This window comes from Natrialba chahannaoensis JCM 10990, from assembly GCF_000337135.1.
Taxonomy (GTDB): Archaea; Halobacteriota; Halobacteria; order Halobacteriales; family Natrialbaceae; genus Natrialba; species Natrialba chahannaoensis.
Window position 1 is genome coordinate 15,335 of sequence record NZ_AOIN01000069.1, and the last position, 14,185, is coordinate 29,519.

Here is a 14,185-nt window from a genome sequence, read left to right on the forward strand (position 1 = left end):
ACTTCAACCCGAACAACGGTTTCACGGCGAATACTCCGATTAGCGCAATTGAAGCCGAAACTATCGCCGTGTGCGCCACCATACAACGACAGTGAAACCCGTGTTTCTGCGGAACGACATCGGTAGTCTTTCGATTCGGGCGGAGACCACCGCTGAACGGTGACGACACGAGCAGACAACTGAACGCAGGTATAGGTTGACTGTTTTGCGTGCGGTAATGCCCTACTTTGGCTGCTGTAACAATCATCGGTCTGTGACCGTACAGATACGATGAGTACCAACTGGGCGGTTGTGGCCCCGTAGACGACGTCTGAGAGGGGGTGAACACTCAGTCGTTTCGTCTCTTGGAACCGTCGAAAGCACTCCATTCGGGTCAGAAGTCGGTGTCTTCCACTCGGTAGGCCCTTCCATCAGTTCGACAACAACCAGATAACAAAGTCTGTCATCCGGATACGAAGGTTTGCGCCGTGGAGATGCAGAAACAAAAGACTCTCACGGCTCAGATCAAACGAAACATGAGTAACACAACGACGAGACGGTCACAGTATACGACCGTCCTGATGGCGTGTATCGTCGCCCTATCGATGATCGCAATGGGTGCCCCCGCAGCAGCCGCTGGCGAGGACGTGAGTACGAGTGGAGACGTTCACGCACTCGAGAACGGTGAAGAACTGTACCTGGTCTTCGGTGCTGAACTCGACGGGATGACACTCGACGAGTACATCGAAGCACACGTCGCCGGTGAGGTCGATGCGACGGTGAACCAGTACCAGGAGGTCGAACAGGTCAACATCAACCAGCAGTCGAATGCGACCTCGATCTCGATCGACGGTGGCCAGGCGACTGCGGTACAGGATGCGACCCAGTATAACGACAACGAGCAGTTCGGTGAGGCACTCGCCCAGAACATCCCGGGTGAGACGACGATCTTCGAGGACGTCGGCACCGTCAACATCGTCATCGGCAACGGTGACGGCAAGCACTACGACGGCTGGGGTGTTGCCGAGAAGAAGGGCCACAAGGATAAGGTTGACACCGATGTCGACCAGATTGCTGAAGCCGAAGTGACTCAGAGCCAGTACGTCGGTCAGCTGAACTACAACGACCAGAGTACCGCGTTTGCCCTCGCAGACAACGAGAGCGAAGCGCTCGCAATTCAGCAGTCCCAGCAAACGAACCAGAACCTCCAGCAAGGAGTCGCGAACGCAACGAACGTCTACGCTGGTGGCGGTGACTTCATCGACCAATCCGCTGACGCCACGGTCAACCAGGGACAGTCAGCCTCCCAGGAGAACGTCAACCAGCAGGATAGCGCCGTCGCAATCGCCGTCGGTGAGAACAGCACCGCAACGGCGATCCAGCTCACCGAGCAGATGAACTTCAACGAGCAGTTCGGTGCTGCCGACGCTTCGAACGTCCTCACCTCACTCGCCGGGATGAGCATCGCATCGGCTGGTGTCGATGACGCCGCCGCCATGGAGGATGCCGCACAGGCCATGAGCGAACTCGGCGACGACAAGAAGCACGACGATAAGAAGGACAAGAAGGACAAGAAGGACAAGGACCACAAGAAGGGCGATGACATACAGACCGCAACCTCCGCTGTCAACCAGGCCCAGGAGGTCGAACAGATGAACGTCAACCTCCAGAGCACCGCGATGGCGATCGCAACGAACGGCAGCGACGCCACCGCAGTCCAGCTCGCCACCCAGCAGAACCTCAACGCACAGATCGGCTTCGCTGACGCGCTGAACGTCTACGCTGGACCCGGCTACGTCCACGACAGTACCATCCACTCCGAAACCACCAGCATGACGCTGAGTGGCGGTGAGGTCACGGACGCGCCAGGTATGGCGTTCGACTACGATGCACAACAGACCAACGAGGTTGAGCAGGACGCAACCACACAGATCGAACAGATCCAGTACGTCCTCCAGGAGAACATCAACGAGCAGCAGGCCGCAGTCGCCGTCGCCGAAGACGGTGGCAGCGCCGGCTCCGCACAGGTGACGCTCCAGGAGAACGAAAACGTTCAGTTCGGAGCAGTCTCCGCAACGAACGTCTGGGCCGGAGCCTAATTCGCGCTTCAGCGCATACGTTCGCCCGTATCCGCGATTCGACTCTTTCTCGTTTCTTCGCTGTGCTCCTCGTGAGAACGACAGCGGCAGTTCTGTTAGGAATCCAGGCTCCTGATTGGATTGATGGGTAAGTACCGTTCCACGCACGCGGAAGTCCAGTTCGCACGTGGTTCACGTCACCGACGGTCAATTTTGTGTTCTCAATCACCGTGTCTGACCGTTTTTGTACACTCAATACGTCTGTCAACGCCAACAAGATCAACTCGACTAGCTGTGAAGATCGGGAACACCACGAGTACAGAGTGACAGAAGGACAGCAGGTCGGAAGGGAAGAAACGCTACCGACCGAGTCAGTGCTGAACGAGCGGCTCAGAACGGGAGCAGGCCACCGAACAGCGACTCATCCGACTCGGTTGGTATCGTTGGTGGCTCGACGTCAGGAGTCGCGTCAAACGAAGGGATATCACCGTCTGGACTGGTCTCGGTTGTCTCATTCACGATCGACTCTTCGGTGGTCTCCTCCAGGTTTTCTTCGACATTGACCTCCTCAGTGACGATAGAGGTCTCTTCATCTGGACTCGCCGCCACACCTGCGGTAACCGTTGTTGCGAGCAGGCTGGCGACGACTACGAGCGTTGCGACACGTCTGATCGAAGCGGACCATCGTTGCGATGTCATAGATCAGTGCCCAGCGGGCATCGTCGACTCGTTACCACCGGGTATAGTGTTCGGCCTCTGTTCCACAACAATCGGCAACTTCTATCAGACTAGCATAGTGTTTGCGTCCAGACCCTATCGTTCAGTCAACATGGAAATCTGCGTCCGAATGGTAGGATGTTCCTACCAGGTGAAAGGATAGGCCGTCTCAGCCGTCGTCTGGGTACGATCGAGTCACCAGACAGCGTCAGTTCACCAGCAAGATGAACGAGCCGAGACACGGTAATAATCGATAACCGTTCAAACACATAGGGATGCCGAACACAGCGAGAGAACAGATCAGCGACAGTGATTATTACCCGTTCGTGAGAAACTATCATTACGCCGGTCGTGTGGCCCCTCAGTATGGGTCGCACTCGCACTTCGGTAGCCGCGTTGGCTATGGCTTCGCTGGTCACAACGACAGTTTCTAGACGCACGTTCGCTGCACTCTCCGGAAGTGCCGTCCTCGCCTTCCTCGCCGGTTGTCTCAATGCGAGTTCGTCGGCCGATTCGACGCCAGCAAACGGGACAAACGGAACAAACAAAACAAACGAAACACCTACCGACACGGAACCCAATCACGGACACCCGGATGCACTCGAGTCCGTCGAGAGCGACGCACTTGAGCGAGCAGTGGTCCGGGATGAGGACGAGAGTGAGAATTGGGAGAGTAAGCCAGGTGTGTACAGCGTTCGGATTCGAAACGCGATGACTGACGGTGTCTCGGCGACAGTTAAACTCGAACACGACGGGGAGAGTGTACTAGACCGAGAGCTCCGGATACCAAGTGATGGTGATGTCGTACTTGAGCTCAGGGCACGTGGTACCTACAGTCTTGGAGTAAAGACTGAAGCGGCAACCGTCGAGACGACGGTGAGTTGGGAGCCAGCGGACTGTACAACAGGGACGACAGCGCTCACGATTAGTGCGAGCGGAATCGAGACGGAGGCGTCGATTCAGTGTTGACGGGTATGGGTGGGGGCCAGAGCAGTGACGAGTGTGTTTCGCCGGGACTGTTTGTGTGGTTCGAGAGCAATAGCACGCATCGAGAGATAACAACGAGGACGTAGTCGGTTCAGACGGGAGAAGATACGTGTGGTGCCGAGTTGGGATTGCTTATTCCCGAAGGAGAATCTATTTAGCACCGTGTCTGCAGAACTGTGCCATGAACAGTGGTAAATCGGGGAGGGACAGCGATTTCCGAGAGGGAGCTTGTCGCTTTGAGACGAGGTTGCAGACTGGTGTGGCGGACTCGAAAACACGTAAACCGACACGGTGTCGTCGGGAGAGCAATCGGCACCGATCTGACCGATGGCACTGATTGACGAAGACGGAAACATCTTCGGCGTCGTCAACATTGTAGACGCGCTAGTCGTGCTCATGCTCCTCGCTGTCGTCGTCGCCGGTGTCGCGCTGGTGATGGGGACTGGTGGTGAGTCGGGTGCCGGAGACAGTGCTGGTATCGATGGCGAGTCCGAGACACGGTATGTGACGTTCGAACTCGGTGAACAGCCAGACTACGTCGCCGAGCGACTGGCGGAGGGAACAGTCGCAACGATCGGCGGAACTAACGAGAACGTGACCGTCACTGATGTTTACGTGACAGCGCCGCCGCCAAACGAGGGTCCCGAGGCACTCGTTCGTGCGGAGGTCGACGGAACCACTCGCGCTGATGCCCACAACCGAGACGTATTCGTAGTTGACGATCACCAACTCCGGCTCGGGACGAGCTTCCAGCTCGATACGGGCTGGTACAGTACGAACGGAACGGTCACGGCGATCGACACCGACGGCGAAACGCTCAATATCGAGTCGACAACCACGACTGCGACTGTGGAACTCTCGAATATCGAACCGGCCGTCGCGAACGAATTCTCAGAAAATATGACCGAGACCGCCTACGGTGAGACCGTCGCGACGGTCACCGCTGTCGAACGGGAGTCGGCAACCATCGTCGCCGAAACCGAGGAGGGGGAACTCTACGAAACAGAGCATCCTCAGAACGAAGACGTTACGTTGACGGTGGAGCTGGCAACGACGGAACGCGACGGTGTAGCAGGTGTCTACTTCCGCGGTGACCGACTCACGGCCGGAAGCACTATTGCACTCGACCTTGAGTCCACGACTGTTAGCGGCACCGTCACCGACCTCGAGTGACACCAGTCGCTGTCTGTCGTTCCATGTTCGCTCTCACTATGCGCTCCGTTCATTTCGGACTCTTTGCAGTCTGCCGAGCGACAGCACGCGGTTCGAATCTGGTGAGCCAGTGGTGGCCACAGACCACAACAGAGGTGCGTAGGCGATGACCGAGCGATCGTCAGATCCGACTGGTGGGTCCGACGATGGCGGGAATGAACGGGAGAGTACTCGAGACGATGCACCAGATGCACACGATGGTACGTCTCGAAGTGCCAACATATCAACCCGACTCCGGGACTCAGTCACAAATTCGAGAGTTGCTGCTGTGTCGACAACACTCTCACGCGTCGAATCGCGAGCGACTACGATTGCGAAACAGTCACGGATCGCCTCGGCCGCAGCCACCTGGAAACAGTACGTCGAACGGTCGTACTGCTATCGCTGGCTCACGGCGGAACCCGACCCCGACGTGATCGTGATCGACCTCCGAGAGACGTGGACCGTTGGACCGGTGATTCGGCTGTTGGATCGAGTAAGTGAGCGGCTTGCTGTTGCACTCGAGTCCTCCGGTCTCGCAATGCGGGGACGCCAGGGGTGGGCCGTGGTTCGCGACCGGCCGATTCGGATCGCGAGTCTCGTTGTCCTCCCGGTGATCCTCATTTCACTCCTGTACACAGTGCAGAGTGGAGCCGGTATGTCTGAGCTGCTGGTCGCCTCCCATCTTGGTGTCGCGGCTCTCGCAGTGGCGGGGNGATCCTCATTTCACTCCTGTACACAGTGCAGAGTGGAGCCGGTATGTCTGAGCTGCTGGTCGCCTCCCATCTTGGTGTCGCGGCTCTCGCAGTGGCGGGGACCCGGTCACGACGGAGTCTCGACGAGGTGCTGGAGACGCGCGTGGGACGGTGGCTGGTTGCGGCGTTCGAGCCGCCGGAACCGCCGGCACGGAGCGGCGAACAAGAAGAGTCTTCTGAGAGTTCCGAGAAACCGCCCTGACAGATATGTTTGATAATTACCTACACAGTCTCGTACTCGATAAACCGAACGTCGACACGCACGTCGGCTTCAATTTCGTCAGTGATTCGTTCGTTTAGTTCTGAGACGAGTTCCGGGTGTTCGTCATCGGCCGGCTGCTCGACCGTGATGACGATGCGTTCGGGTTGCTCAAGTATGGAACCTTCTTCAATTCGCATTACGGGCTCGAACGGAATTCCCTCCTCGAGAAACAGTTCGACCTCGATGAGGGACACGTCCTGATAGGCCGGCGAGTCGAGGACGGCCTCCGCTTCGGTCGTAATAGTATTTTCAAGCGATGCATCTTGATACGACGTCCACGTGACGCCGATCAGAAACATCGACAGGACGAGGATACTGATCGTCAACACGATGAGGCGACGACGGACTAACCGACGTGCGATCCCAGTCTCACCCTGAATCTGGGGACGGTAGCCCATCGCCCAGAGGGTGAACAGGCCCGTGATATTGACGCCCAACAGATTGACGAAGACGAGAATCAGCGAGCCAACTGCGGCGTTCGGTACCCCCCACGCGATAGCGATGCCGACGGCTGCGGCGGGCGGGATCAGCGCAGCGGCGATCATCACACCAACCAGTGCGACGGAGGCACCTGTCGAGAGGCTCAACACACCAGCAATTCCCGCACCGAAGGCGACAACCAGCGAGAAGAGGTTCGGAAGAACCCGTTCGCTGACTTCGTGGATTTCGATAACATCGATTCCGGGTGGCACGAGAAACAGCGACTTCGAGAGCCAGGCGAACGCCGTAGAACCGGCGATAGCGACGGTGACACCAAGCAGTTGATACGTAACTCCAGTCCAAAACAGGTCGTTTTCGTTGAGAACGGTCCCGACACAGGCTGCGAGCGCCGGTCCGATCAAGGGTGCAATCACCATCGACCCAACGACGACGGCGGCCGAATCGAGCAACAGTCCGGCCGTCGCAACGATCGCACTCACCAACGTCAGCGTCACGTATACCGGAATCGTCGACACGAGCCCTTCCGATTCGGCGAACAGTTCGTAGCGAGCAAGGCGCTCACCGTCCAGTATCTCTCCCGTGTACTGATCTCTGAGCTCGCCGAACTCCCGGGAGATCACCGTGTCTGCCGTAACGACCACCGTGTGGTCGTTCTCGTCGAGTCCAACCTCCTCTAACTCGTCCAAGACGACTTCGACAGCGCTTTTCGGGAGAGTAAACGAAATGAGAGAGACGTACTCGCTGCTGTCGTCGGTCGGAACAACCGTGTAGTCGATCTGTTCTACGTCAAGTACCTCCAGGACAGGATCGTGCGTCTCTGGACGGACTGAGATTTCGACGTGGCGCATGGAGTACTGGCCACTGGAGACGAACATCAAAGATGGGGGCCATCTCAGCAACTCGGAACCAAAGCCGGCCAGCGGCAACGAGATCTTCCAGCCAACCCCTGTGCGTTCACAAATCGTTCCACTGCTGCCTAGTGATTCAACACGGCCGTTCGTCCAGTTCGGCTTTGTTGTAGTTCGTTTGGACCGTAAATAAACGCAGAAGCGAAACGAATCCCACGACGGTTGGGCGTGGGAGTCACTCGAGATGGAATTCGAACCGCGCCCCGTCCTCGCATGCGCCAAGTTCGATCGCCCAGCCGTGAGCGGAGGCGACCTGCTCGACGATCGAGAGGCCTAGCCCAGTTCCATCAGGGTGTGTCGTGTAGCCATGGTCGAAGATTACCTCCTGTTTGTCGTCGGGTATCCCCGGACCATCGTCTTCGATATAAAAGCCGGAACCAGACTCCAGGCTCCCAACCTCAACAGTCGTGTGTGGACCACCGTGTTCGACTGCATTGTTAAACAGATTCTCGAGCAGCGACTTGAACTGAGTTTCGTTGGCCCGAATTGGCTGAACATCGTCTGTGACGACCAATGTTGCGTCCTTTGTATCGACCCACCGCCAGGACTGGGACGCAATGTCGTCGAGTGAGACGTTCTCGAACGAGTTGTTCTCACCCTCCGGTTTAGTGAGTGTGAGCATGTTACCATGGAGTTCTTGGATTCGCGTTAGTGCATCCATGATCTCGTCGAGTTCGTCCCGATCAAGATCAGCCATCAACTCTGTGGCATACCCTTGTGCAATATTCACAGGGTTCTGGAGGTCATGTGAGAGGACACTCGCAAACTCCATGAGCCGCTCATTTTTGGCCTGAAGGCGTTCTTCTCTTTCTTTTCTTCTAGAGATATCCCGGAAGGTGCCAGTGAACAACCGATTGCCCTTGTAGTCGTGTTCGAAAACGCTGATCGAAACCGGGATTTCGTGGCCATCTTTGTGTACTGCAGGCAGTTCTATCCCGTCCCAACTGATATTTCGTTCGCCAGTTTCGATGTAGGCCTCGAGCTGTCGTTCGTAAATTGGCTGCAACCGATCCGGGATGATCTCGAGTGTTGAACTGCCGACGAGTTCCGACGGTGTGTAGCCGAGAATGTCCTCGATAGCGGGGTTTGCGAAGACGATTTGACTGTCTTTATCGATGGTGAGCAGTCCTTCCGGCGTATTCAGCGCGAGAGTTCGAAAAAAATAGTCGTCGAGTTCTGAAATCGTTGAAGATATAGATCTATAATCAGACATTCCTGGACCACTCGTTCGACCGTAGTAGTAATTCAGCCGGTATAAAGCTTCAGAAAAACTAGTTTGTGACTTTGTCGGAAGTAATCAATTATATGATTGTATAGGTGTTACCGATGGGCGACACGATTTCCAGTCGCCATTGACCTCCTCCCACGACTTTACGCGATTCACTCCCGCCCTGATCGCTCCTCGGTTCCGATAGGGCGTCGGAACGCTCGTCACTCACTGGAAGGGCGGATTCTCTCCCTGAATCAAGATAGATGCACCAGACGCAGCGATGGCAGCCGTCACGAGTTCACGACAAGCGGCTCGTACCACTCACGGTTTGTCTCGTACCAGTCGATAAACTCACGAACTCCCTCGCGAATATCTCGACTCGGCTCGTAGCCGATCAACTCGTTTGCCTTCGAGATGTCCGCGTGCGTGTGTTCGGCATCGCCATCTCGTGCGTCGGTGTACTCGAGTGGCAGGTCGGGATCGATCTCGTCGCGGACGACCTCGGCGAGCGTCTCGATGTCGATGTTGTCCGTCGAGCCAATGTTCATGACCTCGCCGTCGGCACTGTCATCGGTAAGCAGGCGATGGTTGGCGTCGACGACGTCTGCGATGTAGGTGAAGTCCCGGGTCTGTTCGCCGTCGCCGTAGATGACTGGGGGGTCGCCGCGCATACAGCGCGAGACGAAGTTCGAGATAGCCATGTTCGGGCGCATTCGTGGCCCGTAGACGGTGAAATAGCGCAGGGAGACCGTCGGGAGGCCGTAGACCTCGTTGTAGACGCGCATGTAGTGTTCGGCCGAGAGCTTGGAGACGCCGTAGGGAGAGACGGGTTCGTTCGGGTGAGCCTCGTCGTAGGGGAGGGACTCCGGTTTGCCGTAGACACTCGAGGAGGAGGCGTAGACGACCCGGTCGACGTCGTTGGTGCGGGCCGCCTCGAGGACGTTGACGGTACCCGTGACGTTGAACTCGTTGACCTTGTCCGGTTCCTCGACGCTCTTGCGGACGCCGGCCTGGGCGGCCTGGTGGTAGATGACGTCGGTTGATTTGGTAAGCGAGGTGAGGAGGTCGGCATTGGTGACCGAGCCGTCGATGATCTCGCAGGAGCCGTCGGAGTCGGTGGCGGCTGCTTCGATCGCTTCGACGTTGTGCTCTTTGATCCCGAGGTCGTAGTACGGTTCGTAGTTATCGAGTACCGTGACGTCGTGGCCAGCCGTGGTGAACGATTCGGCGAGGTGACCGCCGATGAAGCCGGCACCGCCCGTGACGAGAATGTCCATGTGCGAAGGGGTATGATAACGGCGAAAATAGAAGTTGTTATCGAATCGTCCGGTCAGTCGCCGTCATCCATCGTCGGTATCGTCTTGCTGACGCGGATGTAGGAGCGAACGGAGTAACACGAACGAGCGAATAGGCAGGGGCAATTCACTACGCTTCCAGAGACACTGTGAGCAACGGATCTGATATCAAACCACGACATATGGGGATGAAGGGTTATTTCGACTGACATGGTCTGCCTCCATGGGACCATGTATGAGTGGCAATAACAAACAATATCCTGGAGGCAGGGGCGATAGCCACACCAGCGGTGAGCGAAGATGAGTACCGACGCAGACGTGATCATCGTCGGCGGTGGGTGTATTGGCGCGACAATTGCTCGCGAGCTGGCAGCCGACCACAACGTGTTACTGCTAGAGCGAGACCAGATCGCCGGTGAAACCACTGGCCACTCGTCGGGGATCATCCAACCGCAGTACCAGTTCCCCCACCTGCCGAAAGCCGGCCGTCTCTCCTTCCGATTCTTCGAGAGCCTCGATGGTCACCGCAACTACGAGTACACCGCCCGGGAGCTCGTTAACCTGCACGGCCCTGAGAAGACTGAGCAAGTACAGCGATACACGGAACTCGTCTCTCGCAACGGCGGCTACGATACAACGTGGCTGTCGGCTGCGGAGATTGACGAGCGATATCCTGGCGTTTTCAACGTCGGTGAGGAGAGCCCGATCGCTGGAGGCATGGTGTACGGACGCATGGGCTGGGTCGATCCATACACCTACACGACGACCGTGAGCCAGGATGCAACAGACCGAGGCGCAACGATCGAGACCGGTGTCGAAGTGACCGGCCTTCTCGTCGAAGCGGGGAACGTTGTCGGTGTCACGACCGAGACCGGAGACTACCGAGCACCCGAGGTCGTCGTTGCGGCCGGGCGCTGGTCGCGGGAACTCGTTGCAGACCACATTGCGATCCCGATCCAACCACAACGGTTCTGGCACATCAACCTCGAGAGCGAAACCGATCTCTCCCAGCGAGTGAGCGACGAGTACCCACAGTGGTACATGGACCTGGATTTCGGCGACGGGCTTCCAGCAGACCTTGGGCTCGAGGGATTCATGGCGACGTTCTGGCGGCCGGAGCACACGGGAGAACTGCACGTCGCCGGTATCGAAGGCCTTCTCGGTGAGAACCCGTCCGTGAAGACAACTGTCGATGAAGAGTTCCACCTGTTGCTCGCCGAGCGAATTGCGGATATTCTCGACGAGTTCGATGAGGGTCGAGTGACGAACGATGGCTGCTGTCCAACTGGAGATGCGATGTCCCCAGACTGGCTTCCGATCATCGACTCGCCAGCCGATGGGCCTGCTGGGTTGACCATTGCAACCGGCTTCAGCGGACTCGGGTTGAGTGCTTCACCGATCGCCGCAGCGGCAGTCCGGCAACTAATCAGCGGCCACGGAGCGCCGTTTTCGTTGGCCAGTCTATCACTCGATCGGTTCGATGATCGGTCTGCCGAGTTCGCCGAACCACCGTTCGATGTCTTCGATACGAGCGTCTTCGAGGAGTGACGACTGTTGTCCTACAGTGGGTTTGATGACGGCGTACTCGAGTCCAGGTGTGTGTTGAGTTCGTTGAAACCACGTAGTGAGAGTGACTGCTCGAGGAACGCTCCAGCAATCGTGCGTGTGCGAGATGTCTCGGATGAGTCACCGAAGAACCGTCTACGGATCAGGTTACTGTACCCCTGCCGTCATCGAAGGCGAGCAATCGACAGCCTGCTGTGTGGAGACGGAGTTTTGTGTTCGGCAACTGAGTCGTCAACGTCGTTGATACCGGTATTTTCCGCGGGATTTTGTACTCAAGCGCTCGCGTACGGGCGTCTCTCCCCCACAAAGCCACCCCTCCTCATGGGATCTCGCTAACAGAGTCTCGAAGGTCGTCCGTGTCTGCCCAGCCAAAACAGCGAGGACCAGTTCGACGTGTGACGCCGCCATCCCGTTTTCGTATTTTTCTCTCTCGGTCTGTGGATCATCGTACTTTCGTTTCAGGATCCACGCCTTTCCCGGTACGGCGGAGCGAACAGCAACCCCATCTCCCACACGTACCCGCCATCAAAGTCCTCGATCACGGCAACGATATGTGTGGCTCGGCCACAGAGGATATCGAAGGCGCGAGCCCAGAGTCTGATTTCGTCGGGCGTCAGGCCGTAGTCCTCCAATCGAAAGGCGACGGCGGGCGGGTCCGTTCGATCATCCACCAGCTCGTAGACGATCTTTCGGCGTGTCGCTGCTCCAGTTGTCCCACCCACTCCAACACTTTTGTGGATATACCCGGAAGGTGGAAATATGAGGCGCAACACGGATACGGGGTCCAGCGGGGGAGAGACGGTCGGTCCCAGTAATGGATTCGATGCGTGGAAAGCCCTCCAGAAGGCGACTGACAAGAAGCGGGCAGATATCATCGCTGATATCGTTGGCCACCCCAAGGGAGCGCCCAGCGTCGAGGAACTGACGTACATGAATCCTCGACTGAGTGATGACGCTATTCGTCGCCACCTCAAGACGTTAACAGACGTGGGCGTTGTGCAGTTGCTGGAGTTCGAGCCAGGAGCGCGCACTGGTGGCTTCCCCTACCAGTTTTTCAAGCTGTCTGCGGAGGCTCGTGCGTTGTTCGATCAGAACGGGTTGTTCCCTGAAGAAGCGTGGACACGTCAGTGGCAGTCCGTAGAGAAAACGCCGCGGATTCGAGATATCGAAGCAATGCCGCGTCCCTCCCGTAGCGACGAGTAACACCATCTTCCAGCGTCGGGGCTCTGGTGACATCACGTCTCATCTTGTATTCGGTCGGACACTGGATGGTAACCTCCACCCGCCCCAATGAGTTTCCTGAAATCTGAATCGGCTACTACCGTTTATAACGGAGAGGATGTCACTCCCAATCTACCGATTGACTGGACTCGAGTAGTGCCAATACTCGACCGATGATCGCATCACTCCTCTCGTTGCGCAGGTAGTTTTTAGTTCGCGGAGTGCGAACTAGTGAGTGTGATGGCGACAAAACAAAACACGACAGAGATTGAGGTGACGGACCTGCGTCCTGTCCTCGACCTCCTCCAAAAGCCAAAGTTAGCGGAGTTCTACGCCGTGCTTCGCAACGGGCCGACGACGATTCCGGCTGTCCTTCCGCAGGTTAGCATTGGGAAAACAGCAGCGTACGACTACTGTGAACTCCTCAAAGCAGCAGGCTTGCTCGCTGAGGCGGGGCGCGAAAACGGGAGCACGGTGTACGAAACACGTGACTTCGATTTGACCATCGAGATCGATGGCGAGCAGATCACCGTGACACCCGAACTTGCCCGTGTCCTTGCCGAGCGCGACGAGAACCCGGAAGTCGATCGGTTCATCGATCAGTACGGTATCGGGACGCTCGCCGAGTTTCTCCCGCTGGCTCGGGCGTACGCTACCGGGTCGACGACCCACCGAGCGATCGCTGACAGCCTCGACATCTCTCGTGCTGCAGCGTTCGAGATGCTCGGCGAGATTCTCGACATTCTGGATCTCACTCCCGAGTCGAATCACATCCACGGCGGCGATGTTGACGAAACTGCTGCCGCCGCAACTGTTCACGACGCGACGCCGGACGAGTCGGCCGATACTGAATGAGAGTCGTCAACGTCCTCGATACCGGTATTTTCCGCGGGATTGGCAAGCCACCGAGTGCTGCGTACGACGACCTGGAGACGATCATCACAGATCACACCGTCGAAATTCAACTTCCGCGCCCGATTTATGCCGAACTCGGTGGTGATCCAACCGCCGATCAGCAGCCGTCTGGAAGCGACTACGTCGACCAGGCAATCCGTGACGGATGGATCGATATTGCTGCGCCGGTTGCTGACTCTGAACCCGTCGATGCTGCGGTTCAGGACGCACGACACGTCATGGAATCAGCGATCACGCACGGGAAGACCGCAGTGTTTGCGGAAGACCTCTCACTCATCGGCGTCACGATCAACTGTTCGAACGCGCGGAAAGCATTCACGTGAATCTGTTTACAACCGACCTGCCGCTACAGCAGGCAGCAGCCGCCGTCGTTCCCTGCTATGGCTACTACGACTTCGACGTGTACTTCGCACCTCCACAGTCCGTTTCGACGTTGCTCCATCCATCACACTTCACCGCGGGCTATCGGTCTGAGTGACCGTTTCTGACGTGGTCGCTGTAGACCACACTCGAGGCCGGCTGTGAATTCGTTTGGTGAGCGGACGTTCCGTGGACACCTGTCGTCACCGGTGGTGGCTGTGGTGGGTGTCTCCTGGCTCAGCTACCGAGCTACTCGAGTCGCGAGACCCACAGCTCCTCGACCCTGGTGGCTCGCTGGAC

General features: G+C 57.4%; 14 protein-coding genes. 9 read left to right on the forward strand and 5 right to left on the reverse strand.

What is annotated here, in order from left to right; translation table 11 throughout:
* Positions 1 to 560: 560 nt before the first annotated feature.
* On the forward strand, positions 561 to 2,078 hold the full coding sequence (locus C482_RS13235; RefSeq protein ID WP_083858620.1) for a hypothetical protein: 1,518 nt from the start codon (positions 561 to 563) through the stop codon (positions 2,076 to 2,078).
* 369 nt (positions 2,079 to 2,447) lie between these two features.
* Here C482_RS13235 and C482_RS13240 read toward each other — a convergent pair whose 3' ends face one another.
* Positions 2,448 to 2,756 (reverse strand): hypothetical protein, encoded by a 309-nt coding sequence (locus tag C482_RS13240; RefSeq protein ID WP_006168144.1) that lies wholly within the window; start codon positions 2,754 to 2,756, stop codon positions 2,448 to 2,450.
* A 420-nt stretch (positions 2,757 to 3,176) separates the two neighbouring features.
* Here C482_RS13240 and C482_RS13245 point away from each other — a divergent pair, with 420 nt between their 5' ends.
* From C482_RS13245 to C482_RS22035, 3 genes are all read left to right on the forward strand, one after another.
* Positions 3,177 to 3,743: a hypothetical protein gene (locus C482_RS13245; RefSeq protein WP_006168145.1), complete on the forward strand. Its 567-nt coding sequence runs from the start codon at positions 3,177 to 3,179 to the stop codon at positions 3,741 to 3,743.
* Positions 3,744 to 4,088: 345 nt separating this feature from the next.
* The gene (locus C482_RS13250; RefSeq protein WP_006168146.1) at positions 4,089 to 4,934 is read left to right on the forward strand and encodes a DUF4330 family protein; all 846 of its coding nucleotides are present in this window, start codon (positions 4,089 to 4,091) and stop codon (positions 4,932 to 4,934) included.
* Between the two features lie 777 nt (positions 4,935 to 5,711).
* Positions 5,712 to 5,909, forward strand: coding sequence for a hypothetical protein (locus C482_RS22035; RefSeq protein WP_006168147.1), 198 nt, complete (start codon positions 5,712 to 5,714; stop codon positions 5,907 to 5,909).
* 20 nt (positions 5,910 to 5,929) lie between these two features.
* Here the strand turns inward: C482_RS22035 and C482_RS13260 are convergent, their stop codons facing one another.
* From C482_RS13260 to C482_RS13270, 3 genes are all read right to left on the reverse strand, one after another.
* The gene (locus tag C482_RS13260) at positions 5,930 to 7,258 is read right to left on the reverse strand and encodes a TIGR00341 family protein (RefSeq protein ID WP_049896731.1); all 1,329 of its coding nucleotides are present in this window, start codon (positions 7,256 to 7,258) and stop codon (positions 5,930 to 5,932) included.
* A gap of 235 nt (positions 7,259 to 7,493) precedes the next feature.
* A complete protein-coding gene (locus C482_RS13265) occupies positions 7,494 to 8,531 on the reverse strand; it encodes a two-component system sensor histidine kinase NtrB (protein WP_006168149.1) in 1,038 nt (345 codons plus the stop codon).
* A 287-nt stretch (positions 8,532 to 8,818) separates the two neighbouring features.
* Entirely contained in the window at positions 8,819 to 9,805 is a 987-nt protein-coding gene (locus tag C482_RS13270; RefSeq protein ID WP_006168150.1) for a GDP-mannose 4,6-dehydratase, read from the reverse strand.
* 318 nt (positions 9,806 to 10,123) lie between these two features.
* Between C482_RS13270 and C482_RS13275 the strand changes: the two genes are divergently transcribed.
* A complete protein-coding gene (locus C482_RS13275; RefSeq protein WP_006168151.1) occupies positions 10,124 to 11,371 on the forward strand; it encodes an NAD(P)/FAD-dependent oxidoreductase in 1,248 nt (415 codons plus the stop codon).
* A 476-nt stretch (positions 11,372 to 11,847) separates the two neighbouring features.
* Here the strand turns inward: C482_RS13275 and C482_RS22420 are convergent, their stop codons facing one another.
* Positions 11,848 to 12,060: a hypothetical protein gene (locus tag C482_RS22420; RefSeq protein WP_241431926.1), complete on the reverse strand. Its 213-nt coding sequence runs from the start codon at positions 12,058 to 12,060 to the stop codon at positions 11,848 to 11,850.
* A gap of 88 nt (positions 12,061 to 12,148) precedes the next feature.
* Between C482_RS22420 and C482_RS13285 the strand changes: the two genes are divergently transcribed.
* The 4 genes from C482_RS13285 (at position 12,149) to C482_RS22425 (ending at position 14,003) form a co-directional block, all read left to right on the forward strand.
* Positions 12,149 to 12,592 (forward strand): helix-turn-helix domain-containing protein, encoded by a 444-nt coding sequence (locus tag C482_RS13285; protein WP_006168153.1) that lies wholly within the window; start codon positions 12,149 to 12,151, stop codon positions 12,590 to 12,592.
* A 258-nt stretch (positions 12,593 to 12,850) separates the two neighbouring features.
* Positions 12,851 to 13,465: a DUF7437 domain-containing protein gene (locus C482_RS13290; protein WP_006168154.1), complete on the forward strand. Its 615-nt coding sequence runs from the start codon at positions 12,851 to 12,853 to the stop codon at positions 13,463 to 13,465.
* Positions 13,462 to 13,848: a hypothetical protein gene (locus C482_RS13295; RefSeq protein WP_006168155.1), complete on the forward strand. Its 387-nt coding sequence runs from the start codon at positions 13,462 to 13,464 to the stop codon at positions 13,846 to 13,848. The genes C482_RS13290 and C482_RS13295 overlap by 4 nt, the downstream gene beginning before the upstream one ends.
* Complete coding sequence (locus C482_RS22425) at positions 13,845 to 14,003, forward strand: hypothetical protein (RefSeq protein ID WP_006168156.1); 159 nt, start codon at positions 13,845 to 13,847, stop codon at positions 14,001 to 14,003. Before C482_RS13295 ends, C482_RS22425 begins: the two co-directional genes overlap by 4 nt.
* Positions 14,004 to 14,185 lie beyond the last annotated feature (182 nt).

Bases quoted from the DNA above. Each gene is read 5' to 3' on its own strand.
- C482_RS13265 (WP_006168149.1), bottom strand. From the start codon at position 8,531: ATGTCTGATTATAGATCTATATCTTCAACGATTTCAGAACTCGACGAC.
- C482_RS13285 (WP_006168153.1), top strand. From the start codon at position 12,149: ATGAGGCGCAACACGGATACGGGGTCCAGCGGGGGAGAGACGGTCGGT.
- C482_RS13290 (WP_006168154.1), top strand. From the start codon at position 12,851: ATGGCGACAAAACAAAACACGACAGAGATTGAGGTGACGGACCTGCGT.
- C482_RS13240 (WP_006168144.1), bottom strand. From the start codon at position 2,756: ATGACATCGCAACGATGGTCCGCTTCGATCAGACGTGTCGCAACGCTC.
- C482_RS13260 (WP_049896731.1), bottom strand. From the start codon at position 7,258: ATGCGCCACGTCGAAATCTCAGTCCGTCCAGAGACGCACGATCCTGTC.
- C482_RS13270 (WP_006168150.1), bottom strand. From the start codon at position 9,805: ATGGACATTCTCGTCACGGGCGGTGCCGGCTTCATCGGCGGTCACCTC.
- C482_RS13250 (WP_006168146.1), top strand. From the start codon at position 4,089: ATGGCACTGATTGACGAAGACGGAAACATCTTCGGCGTCGTCAACATT.
- C482_RS13245 (WP_006168145.1), top strand. From the start codon at position 3,177: ATGGCTTCGCTGGTCACAACGACAGTTTCTAGACGCACGTTCGCTGCA.
- C482_RS13235 (WP_083858620.1), top strand. From the start codon at position 561: ATGGCGTGTATCGTCGCCCTATCGATGATCGCAATGGGTGCCCCCGCA.
- C482_RS13275 (WP_006168151.1), top strand. From the start codon at position 10,124: ATGAGTACCGACGCAGACGTGATCATCGTCGGCGGTGGGTGTATTGGC.
- C482_RS13295 (WP_006168155.1), top strand. From the start codon at position 13,462: ATGAGAGTCGTCAACGTCCTCGATACCGGTATTTTCCGCGGGATTGGC.
- C482_RS22035 (WP_006168147.1), top strand. From the start codon at position 5,712: ATGTCTGAGCTGCTGGTCGCCTCCCATCTTGGTGTCGCGGCTCTCGCA.